This is a genomic window from Aeromonas sp. s2 (assembly GCF_040907935.1).
Taxonomy (GTDB): Bacteria; Pseudomonadota; Gammaproteobacteria; order Enterobacterales; family Aeromonadaceae; genus Aeromonas; species Aeromonas dhakensis.
The window spans coordinates 39,322-58,017 of record NZ_JBFOCR010000023.1 but is presented as its reverse complement, the minus strand read 5'-3'; the positions used below and the strand labels follow the sequence as shown (position 1 = coordinate 58,017).

Below are 18,696 nucleotides of genomic sequence, written 5' to 3'. Positions count from 1 at the left end.
AGTGTTGCCTCTTCACCTCTTATATGGATATGCACGAATTGCGCATCTTGGCCGGCCAATTTTCAACTGGCCGGCACTGGGGCTTTTTCAAACTTTTTTCATTAGTTGAATTTATTTCAGCAACTTGCGTCACAAGCCGGCTCGGCTTAACTCAGAAAGTGATCAGGATCACACCTGTTATGTCACCAAGGAGATAGCCATGAAGATGAAGTCACTGCTGCTGCTTTCCACTCTGCTGCTGCCCATGACCCCGGCACTGGTCCATGCGGAGGGTGCCCCTGCCATGCCATTGGTGGTGTGCCATGTCGATCAGGCCCCCCAGATGCTGGTACCCGCCTACGTGTGTCAGTGGCATGGCGGCAGCCAGCACTACTGAGCGAAACCCCGGGAGGAGGTCTTCTCCTCCTGGCTTGTCATGGCCCAACCCCCTCCTATACTCAATGCAGCTGTTTTTCATAGGGATAGGAGACGGTCATGATCCTGCTGGTCGGTGGTGAGAAAGGAGGGAGCGGCAAGAGTTGTCTGGCCCAGAATCTGGCGGTCTACCTCAGAACCCAGTTTCACGGCGAAGTACTTTTGGTGGACTGCGATCCGCAGCGCACCACCTCGGACTGGATCCAGGAGCGCAACGACAATCCGGACCTGCCCCAGATAAACTGCGTCCAGCTCTACGGCAACATCCGCAACGATCTGCTCAGCCTGAAGAACCGCTATGACTACCTGATCGTCGACTGTGGCGGCCAGGACAACCGGGCACTGCGTTCCACCATGGCCGTCGCCACCCATGCCCTGATCCCGCTGCGTCCCAAGCGCCGCGATCTCAAGACTCTGCCGCACATGGAAGACCTCATCACCACCTGCAAGATGGTCAACCCGACCTTGCGGGCTGCCGTGGTACTGACCCAATGCCCCGCCCTACCCAACCAGGCGAAGCGGATACTGGAAGCCAAGGAGGTCTGCTCCTCCTTCGGTGTCGACGTGCTCAATTCCATCACCTATGGCCGCAACGTCTACGACGACAGCGAGGAGAAGGGATTGTCGGTGATGGAGATAGAGCCGGATGGCAAGTCTGCCGAAGAGATCCGCGCCATCGCCAAGGAGTTTCTGGAGCTGGGGGTATGAGATGGGACTTGCCGACCTGAAGAAGAAACACAATCTGCATCACCAGAAGAAGTTCACCATAGACGAGTTCATCGAGGACGCGGATTTCTATGCCAAGGGCAAGCCCAAGGTCGTCAGCCTGGAGCTGACCCTGCATCGAGACGAGGCTCTGACCGCACTCGCCTTCATCGAGAGCGGTGAACATCTCAAACCCAGCTTCAAGAAAGCCACCTTCTCGCTCAGCACCACGGCCATCGATGAGCTTGGCAACCTGACCCAGCAAGACGGCATGAACAAATCTCTGCTGCTGCGGTTGTTTACCCACTACTTCTCCTCCCTGAGCCCGGAAGAACGCCAGACCATCTATGAGCGGCTGCAGGTACACAACTGACGCTATCTTCCTCCAGCCATGCTTCGTTGCCAGCAGGCTCTTATCTGCTCGCCTCCCCCTTTCTGAATCCCAGTTGAACAAGGTGTAAGACATTCGCCATATCGGATGTAGGTAAAGCGCCAAAAAAGATCCCGCGATAGTCGGAAGATAAGATCGTAAAACATGAACAAAAAACACCTATACCAATGAAATTAAAGGATAAATGTTGAAACAAGTTTCCTTCGTAACGAGATACGTAAAAACGTTTTTCACTCTACCGTTGTCCCGCTCCCTGAAATCCTTATAGTTACTCCTGCACGGACGCAATGAAGTCGGTCAGGAAGACTGGCTGCCAGGGTTGGGCAAATGGACTCACCACAGGATGTGGTAAAGGACACCTCCCAGGACGGAGAAAGTGCGACGGGAACGGATGACTCGTCAGGCCATGATGGCTAAAGGACACCCCAAAGGATTGGGAAGGGGAAACCTAAAGGAAGAGGTATAGTCAGGGATTGCAGGGAGCAACTTCGTTCAAGGATATGAGCGATAAGACTATCGGGGGCGACGCAAGTCGCCCCCATCTTTTTTGGCCATTTTTACCTCGACCTACCTTTCTACCGACTCATTCCAGCCGGAAGTGCCCCACAATCTCCCGCAACCTGTCATAGGTCTGCTGCATCGAGTCGGCACTGGCCACCGTCGCCTCGCCGTTGTGGGTCAGCTGGCGGATCACCTCGGCAATGGCGCTCATGTTGCGATTGATCTCCTCGGCTACCGCGCTCTGCTGCTCCGCAGCCGTGGCGATATGGCTGATGAGATCGTTGATCTCCACCACCTCGCCCGCCATCAGATCCAGTGACTCGTTGACCCGAGTGGTGTTCTCGGCGGCGCCCTGACAGCTCTGCTTGGTATTGCTCATGGCATTCACCACGGTCCGGGTCCCCTGCTGCAGGCTGGCCAGCATGGTCTGGATCTCCGCCGTACTCTGCTGGGTACGGGCGGCGAGTGAACGCACCTCGTCAGCCACCACGGCAAAACCACGCCCCTGCTCGCCGGCGCGGGCGGCCTCTATGGCAGCGTTGAGGGCCAGCAGGTTGGTCTGCTCGGCTATGCTGCCGATGACCCCGAGCACCGAGCCAATCTGCTGCACATCCTGCTGCATCGCCTCGATGGAGCGGGCAGTGGCTTCCACCTCATCCACCAGCGCCATCACGCTGGCCATGGCCTGATCGACCACCTGACGGGACTGGCTCGCCAGTTGCTGGCTCTGGCCGGTGAGTTGGGCCGTGCTGGCCGCGCTCTCCGAGACCGAGACCGCGGTGCGGCTCATCTCGTTGATGGCGGTCACCACCTGCTCGGTCTCCCGCACATGATCCGCCAGCAGGGACTGGGCAGCACCGGTCTGGCTGGCCAATCCGGCAATGCCGCTATTGAGCTGGCCGCTGGCCTGGCGTACCTCGTTCATCATCTCCTGCAGCCGCTCGATGAAGCGGTTGATACCGGCCGAGATCTGACCGAGGTCATCCTTGCTGGTCACCGCCACTCGGCGAGTCAGATCGCCGCTGCCGCGAGAGAGCTCCAGCACCAGGTCCCGCAGCGAGAGAATCGGGCGATAGGCCACATTGAGCGCCAGCACGGCGAGCACCATCACCACCACGGCCACCCCGAGCAATGCCATGATGATCTGGCCGTTGAGTGCCCGGGTCATGGCCTGGATGTAGTCGAGGTCAATGTAGCCGGTCAGGGTCCAGCTGTTGCCGCGAATATCCAGCGAATTGGGGCGAGCCTCGTTCTCCCCCTGCGGCTTGCTGCTGTAAAGCTCATTGCCCTGGCCATCGGCCAGCGAGAAGTAGCGCCCCTCGCCACTGACGCTGGCCAGCAGGTTCTTGAACTCGCTCATGTCGAGGTAATAAAGGTAGGCAGAGTCGGCACCGCGCGGCACCAGAATCGAGATAACGGGCTTGCCGTCCACCTGCTGCAGCGGGCTGACGGTGATCTGGTTGTTGGCGGCAGGGATAAGCTTGCGCAGCGCGTCAACCTTGGCCGTATCGTTGATGACACCGCTCACGTCGAACGCCATGTCGCCTATCACCTTGACGATGTTGTGAAAGCCGGTCTCTTCCAGCGTCTTCTTGACGTTGGTCACCCCGAAGTTGAGGTTGGCTGCCAGCAGGATTTTCTGATTGATGTCGCCGGCCAACTTCTCTTTGACCAGGGAGATCTGTTCGTTGATGTTCTTGGTCGCCTGAGTGCGGATGTAGGCGCTGATGAAATGATTGACGCTGAACCAGGCGGTACCGATGGTGACCAGGATGGCCAGCAGCAACAGGACGTAAATCTTGACCTTGAATGGCATGGGATCCCTCCAGAAGAGAGGGCCGGCACTGCCAGCCCTCCCTGCCAATCGTTATTTCTTCTTGGCGTACTTCATGGAGTCCAGTGCCACCGCCAGAATTATGATGCCGCCCTTGATGATGAACTGCCAGTAAGGGCTGACGCCGATATAGGTCAAACCATAGTTGATCAGGGTGAAGATGAGCACGCCGGTGATCACCCCTGCGACCGTACCCACACCACCCGCAAACGAAACCCCGCCCACCACGCAGGCGGCGATGGCATCGAGCTCGTACATGAAGCCCAGGTTGTTGGTGGCGCTGCCGATCCGGCCCGCTTCCAGCATGCCGCCGAAGGCGTAGAAGACCCCCGCCAGCGCATAGATCATCACCAGATTGACCGCCACGTTGACACCGGAGACCTTGGCCGCTTCCGGGTTGCCGCCGATGGCGAAGATGTTCTTGCCAAAGCGGGTCTTGTTCCACAGTACCCAGACGAACACGCTGGCGATGGCGGCGTAGAAGGTCAGATAGGATAGCTTGAAGCCACCCAGCTTGATGAACCCCTGCGCGAAACTGGAGAAACGGGGGTCAAAACCGGCCACCGGCGAAGCCCCTACCGAGTCAAAGTAGAGGGAGTTGATGCCGTAGACGATGATCATGGTGCCCAGGGTGGTAATGAACGGGGTGACGTTCAGATAGGCCACGATGAGGCCGTTGACCAGGCCAATCAGGGCCCCCACTGCGCACACCAGCAGGATCACCACCGGGATGGGCACCTCGCCCAGGCTTGGGAACACCTTGTTGACGTTGGTCAGCGCCTGCAGCATGGTCGCCGCGATAAGCGCCGCCAAGCCGACCTGACGACCGGCCGAGAGATCCGTCCCCTGGGTGATGATGATGCCAGCCACCCCGAGCGCGATAATGACCCGCACCGAAGACTGGGTCAGGATGTTGCTGAAGTTGGTGAGACTCAGGAAGGAGGGTTCCTTGATCACGATGATCATGAGCAGCACCAGCAGCACCACGTAGATGCCGTTCTCCTTGAGTGCCCGCATCAGATTGAAATTTTTAGCCGACTCCATAAATGTCTTCCTGTCTCTAGAGGTACAGAGATGCCAGGCGCAGTATCTCGCTCTGGTCAGTTTCTTTGGTATTGACGATCCCGGCGACCCGGCCATTGCTCATCACCATGATGCGATCCGTGATGCCGAGCAGTTCGGGCATTTCCGACGAGATGATGATGATGCCCTTGTCCTTCTTCGCCAGCTCCAGGATGAGCTGGTAGATCTCGAACTTGGCCCCCACGTCGATGCCGCGGGTGGGCTCGTCCAGCATCAGGATCTCCGGCTGGGTCAGCAGCCAGCGGCCGATGATCACCTTCTGCTGGTTGCCCCCCGAGAGGGAGCCGATCTGGGTCTGCTGGGTCGGCGTCTTGACCCGCATGGAGTCGATGACCCACTGGGTGTCGCTCTTCATCTTGTTGTCGCTGAGCAGTCCCATGGAGCCCTTGTAGTTGTCCATGTTGGCGATCAGGGAGTTGAAGGCGATGTCGAGGCGCGAATAGATGCCGGTGGAGCGCCGCTCCTCGGTCACCAGTGCAAAACCGTTGCGGATCGCCTCGTGGGCGTTGTGGTTGGCCACCTCTTTGCCGTGCAGCTTGATGGAACCCTCGCTGCGGTCACGAATGCCGAACAGGGTCTCGACGATGTCGGTCCGCTTGGCCCCCACCAACCCGGCCACCCCGAGGATCTCCCCCTTGTGCAGGTTGAAGGTGATGTCCTGGATGGAGGGCTGGTTCTTCGCCGTCAGGTGCTCGACCTCGAGGATCACCTCTTTCGGCTGGTTGGTCTTCTCCGGGAAGCGCTGGGTGAGCTCGCGACCGACCATCATGCCGATGATCTGATCCATGGTCATGCCCTTGAGCGGCTGGGTCGCCACCCACTGGCCATCCCGCAATATGGTGATCTCGTCACAGAGCTGGAAGATCTCTTCCATCTTGTGGGAGATGTAGACGATGCCGCACCCCTTCTCCTTGAGCTTGTTGATGATCTTGAAGAGGTGGCTCACCTCTTTCTCGGTCAGCGAGGAGGTGGGTTCGTCCATGATGACGATCTTGGCGTCATAGGAGAACGCCTTGGCGATCTCGATCATCTGCATCTGGGAGACGGAGAGGGTACCGACCTTGACCCGCGGGTCTATGTCGATGTCCAGCTCGTCGAAGATATGCTTGGTGTCCTGATACATCTTGCCATGGTCGACGAACAGCCCCTTGGTGGGATAGCGGCCGAGCCACATGTTGTCCATCACGGAGCGCTGCAATACCAGGTTCAGCTCCTGATGCACCATGGAGACACCGTTCTCCAGCGCCTCCTTGGAGGAGGTGAAGTTGATCTCCTGCCCCTTGAAGAAGATCTTGCCCTCATCCTTTTCGTAAATGCCGAACAAGCACTTGAGCAGCGTCGATTTCCCTGCCCCGTTCTCGCCCATCAACGCATGCACAGAATGAGGACGGACCCGTAAATTGACATTATCGAGTGCCTTGACGCCAGGAAAGCTCTTACTGACGCCAATCATCTCCAACAGCCATTCTGATTGTTGCTGTGTTGTCATATCAGCCATCACATCTGGTTGAAAAAAGGGCAAGGGATCTCCCTTGCCCTGGAGGAGGGAATTATTCGAATTTGGACAGGTTGTCTGCGTCTACGCCAACGTAGGGAACACGCACGACCTTGTTGACGATGTTCCAGCTGGTGCCTTCACCGGCCGGTTTGCCTTCAGCCAGGTTCTTGGTCAGCTCGTAGGTCGCCTTGGCCTGGTTGGCGGCATCGTTCAGCACGGTACCGGCCATGGCACCGCTTTTGACCAGCGCCAGCGCTTCAGGCAGAGCATCCACGCCGAACACCGGGATGGCGGTCTTGCCCTGGGCCTTCAGGGACTCCACGGCCCCCATCGCCATGCCGTCGTTGTTGGCGATGACCACTTCGATCTTGTTGGCGTTCGGGCCGGAGATCCAGGCGTCCATCTTGTCCTTGGCCATGGCGGTATCCCACATACCGGTATCCATGTGCAGCTGCTCGGTCTTGATGCCGCCATCGTTCAGGGTCTTGATGACGTAGGTGGTACGGGCTTCGGCATCCGGGTGACCCGGCTCGCCCTTGAGCAGCACGTACTGGATGACGCCGTCCTTGTTCAGATCCCAGGCCGGGTTGGCCTTCCAGTGCTTGGCGATCAGCTGACCCTGAATGATGCCAGACTCCTTGGAATCGGTACCCACGTAGTAGGCCTTGTCGTAGCTGGCCAGATCGGCGGCATTGGGCTCCTTGTTGTAGAACACCACGGGCACGTCCTCGCCACGGGCTTTCTCGATCACGACCGGGGCCGCTGCCGGGTCAACCAGGTTGATGGCCAGCGCCTTCACCCCCTTGGCCAGCAGCACGTCGACCTGGTCGTTCTGCTTGGACTGGTCATTCTGGGAGTCGTTCATCAGCAGCTCCACCCCCGGGTTGGCCGCCGCTTCCTTCTCGATTGCCTTGCGCACTACCGCCATGAAGTTGTCGTCGTACTTGTAGACGGTCACCCCGATGCGGGTTTCGGCATGGGCGGTGGCTCCTGCCATCAGGCTCATCAGTACGGCGGCAATGGTCGTGATCTTTTTCATTGTTATGCTCCGATCTCTCTATCTGTTTTTGTAGGGAATGCTGTACACCAAGTGAACTGGCGCCAGCCTAATGTAATCAGTTTGTTGTATGTCGTTCTGTGATCATGACAACAAAATGAAAACGTTTACACTCTGTTACATAGCAATAAATCAATTAAAAATCATATAGTTATACTTAACCGGTAACGTTTCGGCTCTGAACGGAGCTCTTTCTTGTTAAGCAATCGCTCAGGTTCAGCGTAGAACACAGTTCCAATAGTAGCTGCCTGGTTGCAGCCAATATTCCGGTCGTACACTCTGGCTCCAGGAGTCATCCCCCCCAATCCCCATATGAAAACCATCCAGACAGAGATGGAGCCCGCCTGCGGCCACCAGGTCGGTCTGGTGGCGAGCCTGGGCCAGCTGCTGCTGGCTGAAACGGCTCAGGCTGAAATGAAACAGTCCCTCGACCTCGATGGAGCCGAATCGCAGCAGACGGGTGTCACAGCGCAGCCCGTTGTCGGTCGGGAACACATACGCGGTGTGCAGCGCATCGAGCGACGACTGCCAGCGACCGAGGTCGGCAGCCAGCAGGCGATCCGGATAGTTCTCGTGCGAACCGCGCCCCAGCCAGCTCACCTCCTCCCCTGCCGCCAGCACCTCGTCGGCCAGCCAGAGCCGGGCGCCGATGCGCGGCAGAGAGGGCATCTCGGCTGCCACCTCCACCTCGATGGCGAGGTGCATGGCACCATCCTGATCGAAGGCGTGACGCCAGAGGGTCAGCAGCTTGAGCGCCTCGCCGACGAAGTAGCCGTGACGCACCGTCACAGTCCCTTGGTCAGGGCTCACTACCAGCTCGAGGCAGCGATGCTGCAACTCATTGAGCCCGGCCGCCTGCCAGCGGGCAATCCAGGCGTTGGGATCGGCGTGGTCCGCCTCGCTGGTGCCGATGTCGTTGTCGAGCGGCGCCCGATAGAAGTGATCGGCGATGGCCTCCTTCAGCTGCTCGCGCCCCAGCTTGTGCCAGCTGTAGATGCGGCCGCTGGTCTTGTCCAGCCGCCACTCGCTGTTGGCCGCCCGGATCTGCCAGCCATCCGCCAGCTCGATGAAGGTGGCCGGCGTGCGGGTAGCGGGCAGTGCAAGCGGTGCAGGCAGCATGCATTGCTGGCGCGCCACCTCGTGACCGGCCGCTGACCAGGGCGTGGCGGCGGGCTGCACGATGGCGAGATCCAGCCAGGCGAGCGCCCCCGGCGCAAAGGCCGGCAACTGCTCCAGCAGGGTCAGCGTCACGCAGCCCTGCGGTGCCAAGTTGAGTGGGCATTCACCCTGGCTCACCACCACGCCGTCTTCGCACAATCGCCACTGCAGCCGCTCGTTGTCCGTCTCGCGAAACAGGTATTCGCTGCGGATCTCGACCGTCAGCGGCTGGCGGTGTTGCAAGGTCAGCACGAAGGGCTGTTGGGCCCGTTTTGCCTCGAACAGCGACGGATGGGGCGTGCGATCGGGGAACAGCAGACCGTTGCAGCAGAACTGGCGATCATTCGGGGTATCGCCGAAATCACCGCCATAGGCCCAGAAGTGGCGGCCGTCATCGGTCAGCTTGTCCAATCCCTGATCGACCCAATCCCAGACGAAGCCACCCTGCAACCGAGGGTGATCGCGAAATGCCTGCCAGTAGTGGGCATAGCCCCCCAGGCTGTTGCCCATGGCGTGGGCGTATTCACACAGGATCAACGGGCGGGTCTCCTCCGGCAGGCCGATCCACTTGGCCAGCGCCCACTTGGGCACCGCCGGGAAGGGCTGCTCCTGATGGGTGCGGGCATACATGGGGCAGATGATGTCGGTGGCCGGCGTATCGGCACCACCCCCTTCGTATTGCACCGGGCGGCTCGGATCCGCCCCCTTGACCCAGCCATACATGGCATCGTGGGCCGGGCCGTAACCCGACTCGTTGCCAAGGGACCAAATGATGATGCTGGGGTGGTTGAAGTCGCGGGCCACCATGCGGGTCACCCGCTCCAGGAAGGCATTGCTCCAGGCGGGATCCCGCGCCAAGCGCCCCATGGGGGTCATCCCGTGGGTCTCCAGGTTCGCCTCGTCCACCACATAGAGGCCGAGCCGGTCGCACAGCCGATAAAGCTCGGGGTGATTGGGGTAGTGGGAACAGCGCACCGCGTTGAAGTTGTGCTGCTTCATCAACAGCAGATCCTGCTCGATAGCGGCGGGCGTCACCACGTGCCCCGTTGCGGGGTGATGCTCGTGCCGGTTGGCGCCACGGATCAGCAGCGGCTGGCCGTTGACCCGCAGCAGACCGCCACGGATCTCCACCGCCCGAAAGCCCACGTCACAGGCTTCGCTCTCGATGGGCTCCCCCCGCTCGTCCAGCAGGGTCAGGGTGAGGCGATAGAGGTGGGGGGTCTCTGCGCTCCACTTGCGCGGGGTCGCCACCTCGAGCCAGCCCTCGGCACGATCGTCATACTCCCCTTTCTCGTCAATGGCTTGCGTGCCGATCGGCTGGCACAGGGTCGCCACCCGCTCGCCGCCGTCATAGAGGTTGAGCTCCACCGACAGGCCGGTCCCATTGGCTACCTGCAATGCGATCTTGAGGCGGGCATCCCGGTAGCAGGCGTCGAGCTCGGGCGTTACCCGTATATCCATCAGATGACGAGCCGGTTTGTGCAGCAGGCTGACGGAGCGGAAGATGCCGCTCATGCGCCACATGTCCTGATCTTCCAGATAGGAGCCGTCGGACCAGTGCAGCACCAGCACTGCCAGCCGGTTGTCACCACGGCAGAGGAAAGAGGTCAGGTCAAATTCGGCAGGCAGCCGGCTGTCCTGGGAGTAACCGACCCAGCGACCGTTGCAGAAGAGGTGAAAAGCGCTATCCACCCCGTCGAAGATGATCCGGGTCTGACCGCTGGCAAGCCAGTCGGCTGGCACATTGAACTCGCGGGAATAGCAGCCGGTGGGATTCTCGGCCGGCACCCGCGGTGGATCGCACGGAAAGGGATACTTGATGTTGGTGTAGATGGGTACATCCGTCGCAGGCCGCAACCCTGGGTAGGCCGCAGCCAGCTGCCAGTTGCCCGGCACCTGGATGGGACAGGCATCGGCCAGATCCTGTGCCAGCCACTGCTCCGGCACCAACTCGGGCGCCGCGAAGAAGGAGAAACGCCACTCCCCATCCAGCAGGGTGCGCGAAGGCGAGGCGAGATCATCCCGCGCAGCTGCTTCACTGCGCCAGCTGAACAAGGGGGTATGGGCGGGCAACCGATTCACTGCGGTAATCGCCTGGGTCTGCCAGTCCTGACGGGCCACTATCTCCCTGAGCATTCGTCTCTCTCCCTGCATGAACGCCGAAAACGTATGCAGTGTAGGGGAGATTTGCCCGGTGATCGGCGATCCCGCTCACACAGATGTAAACGATTACACTGAATTTGTTAAGTAAAACAGGGTAAAAATGCGCTAAATGCAGGTAAAAGACCAAGGCTCCGGAGCGAGTGCCTCAAAAACGACGATCCGGAGCGATAAACGGAGGTAAATGAAAGGGATCAGCTTCGAACGGGCGCCACCGAGTGGCGGTTGATCAGGGTCGGGGTGTAAATGCGGCTCTGTACCACCTCGCTTTCGCCCGCTGCCAGCTGCAGGGCCAGCTTGGCCGCCTGGGCTGCCATCAGTTCGATGGGATAGCGCATGGTGGAGAGCTTGGGTCTCAGGTATCTGGCATAGATGATGTCATCGAAGCCCACCACAGAGACCTCCTCCGGCACCTTGAGGCCGTTGTCCGCCAGCACCGAGATGGCCCCCGCCGCCATGGCATCGTTGTAGGCCACCACGGCCGTGATGGGCAGCCCCTTGGCCAGCAGGTTGAGCATGGCCCGCTCGCCGCCCTCCTCGTTGGGCATGCCGCTCTCCACCAGCTCGGGGTCGGCGCGCACGCCCGCCTCGGCCAGCGCATCCTGATAGCCCTGCAGCCGCAGGATGGCATCCTCGATGGCGTGATCGGAGCTCAGGAAGGCGATGTGACGGTGGCCCAGCTCCAGCAGATGCCGGGTCGCCGTGGCGGCCCCCTGCCGGTTGTTGAGGGCGATGCAGCGCCCCTTGAGTGCCGGGATGTCGCGGTTGATCAACACCATGCCGGGCACCCGCAGCGCATAGTCGATCAGCTCCTCGTCGCTCAGCGCCTTGCTGTGCACCACCAGTGCCTCGCACCGCTTGCCGATCAGCAGCTCGATGGATTCGCGCTCCTGCCGAGCCGTGTGAAAACCATTACCCATCAGCAGGTGCAGCCCCTGTTCCACCGCCACCGCGGCGACCCCCTTGACCAGGGCGCCGAAGAAGGGATCCGCCACGTCGCCCACCAGCACGCCCATGGTGTCGCAGGTCTGGCTGACCAGCGCCCGTGCGTTGGCATTGGGGGTGTAGCCCAGTTCGGCCATGGCTTTCAACACCACCTCGCGGGAGGCGGCACTGGCCTTGGGTGAGTTGTTCATCACCCGTGAAACCGTTGCCACCGATACGTTGGCCAAACGGGCGACATCCTTGATGGTACTCATGTTGTTTTCACTTATTTCACGGTTCGGGACGAGGCCATTATACCGAGCAATGTCACTGATAACAGGGGGAAAAACCATATTGCTGAAATGATGACCACCAAAACAAGTGTAATCGTTTACACATATTTGTTAGCCAGTTCACAGTTTGCCCGCCAGCCCCTCGGCTAGACTCCTTCACAGGCTTTTTTTGAGCGTGGAGATGAGGATGAAAGTACTGGTCACCGGCGGCTGTGGTTACATCGGCAGCCACACCTGCCTGGCACTGCAGGCGGCCGGCATGGAGCCCGTGGTGGTTGACAACCTCTGCAACAGCAAGGCCAGCGTGCTGGCCCGCATCGCCGCCATCAGCGGGCGCGAGCCCCGCTTCTATCGGGGGGACATCCGTGACCCGCTCCTGCTGGATCGCATCTTCAGCGAGCAACGGATCGACGCAGTGATCCACTTCGCCGCCCTCAAGGCGGTCGGCGAGTCCACCCGCATCCCCCTCGACTACTACGAGAACAACCTGAGCGGCACCCTGGTATTGCTGCAGGCGATGAAGCGGGCCGGCGTCCACAACCTGGTGTTCAGCTCGTCGGCTACCGTCTATGGCGACCCGGCCAGCACGCCCATCCGGGAAGATTTCCCGCGCAGCGCCACCAATCCCTACGGCCGCTCCAAGCTGATCATCGAAGAGATCCTCGAGGATCTGCAGCGGGCCGAGCCGCACTGGAGCATGACCCTGCTGCGCTACTTCAACCCGGTCGGCGCCCACGAGTCGGGCACCATGGGGGAGGATCCCCAGGGGATCCCCAACAACCTCATGCCGTTTTTGACCCAGGTCGCCATCGGCCGGCGCGACCGCCTCTCCGTCTTTGGTAACGATTACCCCACCGTCGACGGCACCGGCGTGCGCGACTACATCCACGTGATGGATCTTGCCGAAGGGCACGTCAAGGCGTTGCAGCACTGCGCCAGCAAGGGCGGCGTGCACGTCTACAACCTGGGTACGGGCAAGGGCCAGAGCGTGCTGCAGATGGTGGCGGCGTTCGAGGCGGCCAGCGGTCGCCCCTTGCCCTACCGCATCGAGCCAAGACGCCCGGGCGACATCGCCGAATGCTGGGCCGATCCCGCCAGGGCCGAGCGCGAGCTGGGCTGGCGTACCCGGCGGGATCTGGCCGCCATGTGTGCCGACAGCTGGCGCTGGCAATCCGCCAACCCGCAGGGGTACGAGGCGTGATGTCCGTTTTGCCCCCTTCTCCCGTTGTGAGAGAGGGGCCACAGATGAGAGGCGCACTCGCCCTCATCCCCGCCCGCATTTTCTTTTATTGAGCTTGAGGAGTGATGATGTTCAACCCGGTTGATCACCCCCACCGTCGTTTCAACCCGCTGAGCGGCCAATACGTGCTGGTCTCCCCTCACAGGGCCAAGCGCCCCTGGCAGGGCCAGATCGAGAAGGTGAGCCAGGCGCCGAGCCAGGCCCATGACCCCGACTGCTTCCTCTGTGCCGGCAACAAGCGCGTCACCGGCGACCAGAATCCCGACTATCGGGACACCTTCGTCTTTACCAACGACTTCGCCGCCCTGATGCAGGACACCCCGGCCGCCAGTGGCGAGCAGGATCCCCTGCTCAAGCTGGAAGCCGCCCGCGGCACCAGCCGGGTCATCTGCTTCTCGCCGGATCACGGCAAGACTCTGCCCGAGCTGCCTCTGCCCGCCATCGAGCAGGTGATCACCACCTGGATGGAACAGGTGACCGAGCTGTCGGCCCAGTGGGAGTGGGTGCAGGTGTTTGAAAACAAGGGCGCCGTCATGGGCTGCTCCAACCCGCATCCCCACGGTCAGCTGTGGGGCAGCGACTTCCTGCCCAATGAAATTGCCCGCGAAGAGCAGCACCAGCGCGCCTGGCTGGCGGAGCACGGCCGCCCGCTGCTGGTCGACTACGTGGAGCGGGAGCTGCAGGATCGCACCCGCATCGTGGTGGAGACCGAACACTGGCTGGCGGTAGTGCCCTTCTGGGCGGCCTGGCCGTTCGAAACCCTGCTGCTGCCCAAGCGCCATGTCCCCTCTCTGCTCGACCTCACACCCGAGCTGCAGCAGGATCTGGCCATCGCGCTCAAGGAGCTCACCAGCCGTTACGACAACCTGTTCGAGTGCAGCTTTCCCTACTCCATGGGCTGGCACTTTGCGCCGCCCCGCTCCGACTGCCCAGAGGCGTGGCAACTGCATGCCCACTTCTATCCGCCCCTGCTGCGCTCCGCCACGGTGCGCAAATTCATGGTGGGCTTCGAGATGCTGGCAGAGACCCAGCGCGACCTGACCCCGGAGCAAGCCGCGGAGCGCCTGCGTACCCTTTCCCCCGTTCATTACAAAGCCAATGAGGTGACCCCATGACCCCGAGCCAGCGCGTCAGCGCCGTCTTTGCCGAGCAGTTTGAGCAACAACCCGACCTGCTGGTGCGGGCCCCCGGCCGCGTCAACCTCATCGGCGAGCACACCGACTACAACGACGGCTTCGTGCTGCCCTGCGCCATCGACTACGAGACCTGCGTCGCCATCGGCCTGCGCGATGACAGCCTGGTGCACGTGGTCGCCGCCGACTACGGCAACCAGCGCGACCTGTTCGATCTCGGCCAACCCATCAATCATCATGCCGACCAGCGCTGGAGCGACTACATCCGCGGGGTGGTGAAGTACTTGCAGGAGCGCGGCTATCCCCTGCGCGGCCTCAATCTGGTGGTCTCCGGCAACGTGCCGCAGGGGGCCGGCCTCTCCTCTTCCGCCTCGCTGGAGGTGGCCATCGGCCAGGCCTTCAAGGAGGCGCTGGGGCTCGCCATCACGCAGGCCGAGATTGCCCTCAACGGCCAGCAGGCGGAGAACCAGTTCGTCGGCTGCAACTGCGGCATCATGGACCAGATGATCTCCGCCAGCGGCAAACAGGATCACGCTCTGCTGCTCGACTGCCGCTCACTGGAAACCCGGCTCATCCCGATGCCCACCGATCTGGCGGTGCTGATCGTCAACTCCAACGTCCGTCGCGGCCTGGTAGACAGCGAATACAACACCCGCCGCCAGCAGTGCGAAGCAGCCGCCCGTCACTACGGAGTCAAGGCGCTGCGCGATCTGGATCTGGCCGCGCTGGAAGCGGGCAAGGCCGGGCTGGATGAGGTCTGTTACCGCCGTGCCCGTCACGTGGTGGGCGACAACAGCCGCACCCTGGCCGCCGCCGATGCGCTGGCGCAAGGGGATCTGGTGCGCCTCGGCGAGCTGATGGCCGACTCCCACGCTGCAATGCGCGATGACTTCGAAATTACCGTGCCCGCCATCGACGGTCTGGTGGAGATCATCAAGGCCAGGATCGGCACCGAGGGCGGCGTGCGGATGACCGGCGGCGGCTTCGGCGGCTGCGTGGTCGCTCTGCTGCGCCCAGAGAAGGTGGCCGAGGTGATCGCCGCGGTCGATGCCGAGTACCCGGCCCGCTTCGGGCTCAAGGCCGACAGCTACGTCTGCCGCGCCAGCGCGGGGGCGGGAAAACTATGAGCCCGTTGATGATGCAGGCCGACGGCCATGTCTGCCGGATCGGCAACGCCGGTGCAGGCAGACTATGAGCGACGCCATGATCCCGTTCGAGCTGGAAAACGAGGAGGGGCTGCGCCTGCGCGGCCTCGACTTCGGGGCCACCCTCACCTCCCTCACCCTGCCGGTGGCGGGTGGGTGCCGTGAAGTGCTGCTGGGCTGCGCCGATGAGGCCTACCCCGCTCAACAGGTGTGGCTGGGGGCGGTCGCGGGACGCTTTGCCAACCGCATCGGCAACGCCGAGCTGCTGCGCGACGGCCAGCGCTGGCCGCTGGATGCCAACCAGCCCCCCCACTGCCTGCACGGCGGACGGGCGGGGTTTCATCGCCAGCACTGGCAGATCAAGGAGCGGGAGGCGGACCGGGTCAGACTGACCCTGCTCTCCCGAGCGGGGGATCAGGGCTTTCCCGGCAACCTGCGGGTGACACTGGAGTACCGGCTGGAGCAGTGCGATCTGGTGGTGGATTTCGTCGCCAGCACGGATGCACCGACCCCGGTCAGCCTCACCAGCCACACCTACTTCAATCTCGACGACAACCCGAACGGCGGCGATGTACGCGGCCACCTCATCCGCCTCAACGCCGACCGTTTCCTGCCCACCGACCAAAGCGGCCTGCCGCTCGCGATCGCACCGGTGGAGGGGCCGTTCGATCTGCGCCACGAGCGCCTTATCGGACAAGATTGGCTGAGCCACCCCCAGCAGCAACAGGCCAAGGGGTATGACCACGCCTTTGTACTCAACGGGCCGAGCGCCGAGTGGGCGGCGCGGGTGGTCTCGGGGGATCGCCAGCTGGCGATGGAGGTCTACACCAACCAGCCTTCGCTGCAGTTCTACAGCGGCAACTGGCTGGCCAATACGCCGGCACGCGATGGCCAGCTCCATCGGGATCACGCCGGTTTCTGTCTGGAGGCCCAGCAGCTGCCGGACAGCCCCAACCGCCCCGAGCTGGGCGATCCCTGGTTGCTGCCGGGGCAGACCTATCGCCACCAGACCCGTTACCGCTTTATCGCCACCAGCTGACCCCGGCCCCCTCTTCTCCCACCCAGACATGCCGAGCGAAGAGGGACCGGGGTCACCCCTCGCCTCTGCTCGCAAACAAGTCCACGCAAGGAGTCGTTATGGATGATCACTACCTCGCCGCCCCCGACCGTTACCAGCGCCAGCCCTATCGACCCGCCGGTCGTCACGGCCTGCGCCTGCCCGGCATAGCTCTCGGCCTCTGGCACAACTTCGGCGCCGAGAGCGATCCCGCCACCGCGAAAGCCATGGTGCACCAGGCGTTCGATCTGGGTATCACCCACTTCGATCTGGCCAATAACTACGGGCCGCCGCCGGGGTCGGCCGAGCAAACCTTCGGCAAGCTGCTCAAGGGGAGCCTGGCCCCCTATCGGGACGAGCTCATCATCGCCAGCAAGGCGGGATACATCATGTGGGATGGCCCTTACGGTGACGGCGGCAGCGCCAAATACTTGTTTGCCAGCCTGCACCAGAGCCTGCGCCGGCTCGGTCTCGACTATGTGGACATCTTCTATCACCACAGGCCGGATCCGCGCACCCCGCTGGAGGAGACCTGCCAGGCGCTGGCGCTGATGGTGCGTCAGGGCAAGGCGCTCTACATCGGCCTCTCCAACTACCCGGCCCCGCTCGCCGCGCAGGCCGCCGCCCGGCTGGCGGAGCTGGGCACCCCCTGTCTGGTCAATCAGCTCAAATACTCCCTGTTTCAGCGCGACATCGAGGCTGAAACCCTGCCGGTCTGCCGCGAGCACGGCATGGGGGTGGTCGCCTTCTCCCCGCTGGCGGGCGGACTGCTGAGCGATCGCTACCTGGCGGGCATTCCGGCAGATTCGCGCGCCGCCAGTGCCAGCCCCTTTCTCAAGCCCGAGCAGATCACCGCCAACAAGCTGGCCACCATCCGGGCCCTGCATGCACTGGCGCAGCAGCGGGGCCAACCGCTGTCGCAACTGGCGCTGCAGTGGGTCCTGCGCGACTCTGTGGTGAGCTGCGCCCTGATCGGTGCCAGCAACCCGCAGCAGATTGTCAGCGCGGTGGAGGCCCAGTCCCAGCCCCCGCTGGATGCGGCGCTGCTGCAGCAGATCGAGGGGATCCTGGCCGGTCAGGGCCCCGCCTGATCGGAGCCGCTGAGCGTCGAACGCCATGTAGGTCCGAATGAAAACCAACAACCTCGCCGTCGATCCCGCCGGCGGGGCCTGACGCCAACACAATATTCACTGGTTGCACGCTCGATTTTCCTCCATCATTGGTCGCCCCGGCTCGGCTCGGGGCCGACTTCAACCGGACCAATAATCAAGAGATCTGAAACATGACAGAGTCTTACGCCCTGTTTGTCGCCTTCGTGCTGGGCATAGTGGAGGGCCTGACCGAGTTCCTCCCCGTCTCCTCCACCGGCCACATGATCATCGTCGGCCACCTGCTTGGCTTCGACGGCCCCAAGGCTGCCACCTTCGAAGTGGTGATCCAGATGGGCTCCATCCTGGCGGTGGTCGCCGTGTTCTGGCGCCGCCTGTTTGGCCTCATCGGCATCCACTTCGGCCAGAAGCCGGCGCAGGGACACGCCACCCTCTCGCTGGTGCACATCATCCTCGGCATGCTGCCCGCCGTCGTCATCGGCCTCGCCATCCACAGCTGGATCAAGGCCCATCTGTTCGGCCCGCAGACCGTGATGTACGCCCTGGTGGCCGGCGGCATCCTGCTGATCATCGCCGAGAAGTTCCGCCCCGCAGTGCGCTCCGAAACCCTGGACGACATCAGCTACAAGCAGGCGTTCGGCATCGGCCTGTTCCAGTGCCTGGCACTCTGGCCTGGCTTCTCCCGCTCCGGTGCCACCATCAGCGGCGGCATGCTGATGGGGATCAGCCGTCAGGCGGCGGCCGAGTTCTCCTTCATCCTGGCGGTGCCCATGATGGTGGCGGCAAGCGGACTGGATCTCTACAAGAGTCGCGACTTCCTCTCCATGGCCGACTTCCCCATGTTCGCGGTGGGGTTCGTCACCGCCTTCGTGGTGGCCATGATCGCCATCAAAACCTTCCTGGCGCTGATCCGTCGCCTCGACTTCATCCCGTTCGCCATCTACCGCTTCGTGGTGGCCTTCGCCGTCTACCTGGTGTTTGTAGCCTGATAGCC

Annotated in this window: 15 protein-coding genes; 9 read left to right on the top strand and 6 right to left on the bottom strand. The window is 62.2% G+C overall.

All coding sequences use genetic code 11. The features are described 5' to 3' along the window. Positions 1 to 199: 199 nt before the first annotated feature. The 3 genes from AB5Y81_RS18470 to AB5Y81_RS18460 all read left to right on the top strand — a co-directional run bounded on the left by AB5Y81_RS18470 (position 200) and on the right by AB5Y81_RS18460 (position 1,492). On the top strand, positions 200 to 376 hold the full coding sequence (locus AB5Y81_RS18470) for a hypothetical protein (protein WP_010635804.1): 177 nt from the start codon (positions 200 to 202) through the stop codon (positions 374 to 376). Between the two features lie 98 nt (positions 377 to 474). Next, complete coding sequence (locus AB5Y81_RS18465) at positions 475 to 1,122, top strand: AAA family ATPase (protein ID WP_005306480.1); 648 nt, start codon at positions 475 to 477, stop codon at positions 1,120 to 1,122. A gap of 1 nt (position 1,123) precedes the next feature. Further along, positions 1,124 to 1,492, top strand: a complete 369-nt coding sequence (locus AB5Y81_RS18460) for a CopG family transcriptional regulator (RefSeq protein ID WP_368146763.1) — start codon at positions 1,124 to 1,126, stop codon at positions 1,490 to 1,492. 601 nt (positions 1,493 to 2,093) lie between these two features. Here the strand turns inward: AB5Y81_RS18460 and AB5Y81_RS18455 are convergent. The 6 genes from AB5Y81_RS18455 to AB5Y81_RS18430 form a co-directional block, all read right to left on the bottom strand. Next, on the bottom strand, positions 2,094 to 3,827 hold the full coding sequence (locus tag AB5Y81_RS18455) for a methyl-accepting chemotaxis protein (protein WP_279485163.1): 1,734 nt from the start codon (positions 3,825 to 3,827) through the stop codon (positions 2,094 to 2,096). Between the two features lie 51 nt (positions 3,828 to 3,878). Then, on the bottom strand, positions 3,879 to 4,889 hold the full coding sequence (mglC, locus tag AB5Y81_RS18450) for a galactose/methyl galactoside ABC transporter permease MglC (RefSeq protein ID WP_005306488.1): 1,011 nt from the start codon (positions 4,887 to 4,889) through the stop codon (positions 3,879 to 3,881). A gap of 16 nt (positions 4,890 to 4,905) precedes the next feature. Further along, the gene (gene mglA, locus AB5Y81_RS18445) at positions 4,906 to 6,426 is read right to left on the bottom strand and encodes a galactose/methyl galactoside ABC transporter ATP-binding protein MglA (protein ID WP_017781206.1); all 1,521 of its coding nucleotides are present in this window, start codon (positions 6,424 to 6,426) and stop codon (positions 4,906 to 4,908) included. Positions 6,427 to 6,478: 52 nt separating this feature from the next. Further along, positions 6,479 to 7,465, bottom strand: coding sequence for a galactose/glucose ABC transporter substrate-binding protein MglB (gene mglB / locus AB5Y81_RS18440; RefSeq protein ID WP_005306494.1), 987 nt, complete (start codon positions 7,463 to 7,465; stop codon positions 6,479 to 6,481). Between the two features lie 234 nt (positions 7,466 to 7,699). Further along, on the bottom strand, positions 7,700 to 10,777 hold the full coding sequence (locus AB5Y81_RS18435; RefSeq protein WP_279485162.1) for a beta-galactosidase: 3,078 nt from the start codon (positions 10,775 to 10,777) through the stop codon (positions 7,700 to 7,702). A gap of 218 nt (positions 10,778 to 10,995) precedes the next feature. Beyond that, entirely contained in the window at positions 10,996 to 12,000 is a 1,005-nt protein-coding gene (locus tag AB5Y81_RS18430; RefSeq protein ID WP_010635799.1) for a substrate-binding domain-containing protein, read from the bottom strand. A gap of 205 nt (positions 12,001 to 12,205) precedes the next feature. Between AB5Y81_RS18430 and galE the strand changes: the two genes are divergently transcribed. The 6 genes from galE to bacA all read left to right on the top strand — a co-directional run bounded on the left by galE (position 12,206) and on the right by bacA (position 18,691). Next, complete coding sequence (gene galE / locus AB5Y81_RS18425; RefSeq protein ID WP_279485161.1) at positions 12,206 to 13,219, top strand: UDP-glucose 4-epimerase GalE; 1,014 nt, start codon at positions 12,206 to 12,208, stop codon at positions 13,217 to 13,219. A 107-nt stretch (positions 13,220 to 13,326) separates the two neighbouring features. Beyond that, positions 13,327 to 14,373 carry a UDP-glucose--hexose-1-phosphate uridylyltransferase gene (locus AB5Y81_RS18420; protein ID WP_139398014.1) on the top strand — a complete coding sequence of 349 codons (1,047 nt, stop codon included), beginning with the start codon at positions 13,327 to 13,329 and terminating at the stop codon, positions 14,371 to 14,373. Beyond that, positions 14,370 to 15,518, top strand: coding sequence for a galactokinase (gene galK / locus AB5Y81_RS18415; RefSeq protein WP_268009835.1), 1,149 nt, complete (start codon positions 14,370 to 14,372; stop codon positions 15,516 to 15,518). Before AB5Y81_RS18420 ends, galK begins: the two co-directional genes overlap by 4 nt. A gap of 64 nt (positions 15,519 to 15,582) precedes the next feature. Beyond that, on the top strand, positions 15,583 to 16,575 hold the full coding sequence (gene galM / locus AB5Y81_RS18410) for a galactose-1-epimerase (RefSeq protein ID WP_162518707.1): 993 nt from the start codon (positions 15,583 to 15,585) through the stop codon (positions 16,573 to 16,575). Between the two features lie 98 nt (positions 16,576 to 16,673). Beyond that, positions 16,674 to 17,684, top strand: coding sequence for an aldo/keto reductase (locus AB5Y81_RS18405; protein WP_279485159.1), 1,011 nt, complete (start codon positions 16,674 to 16,676; stop codon positions 17,682 to 17,684). 191 nt (positions 17,685 to 17,875) lie between these two features. Continuing rightward, on the top strand, positions 17,876 to 18,691 hold the full coding sequence (gene bacA, locus AB5Y81_RS18400; RefSeq protein WP_005306519.1) for an undecaprenyl-diphosphate phosphatase: 816 nt from the start codon (positions 17,876 to 17,878) through the stop codon (positions 18,689 to 18,691). The last annotated feature ends 5 nt before the right edge of the window (positions 18,692 to 18,696 follow it).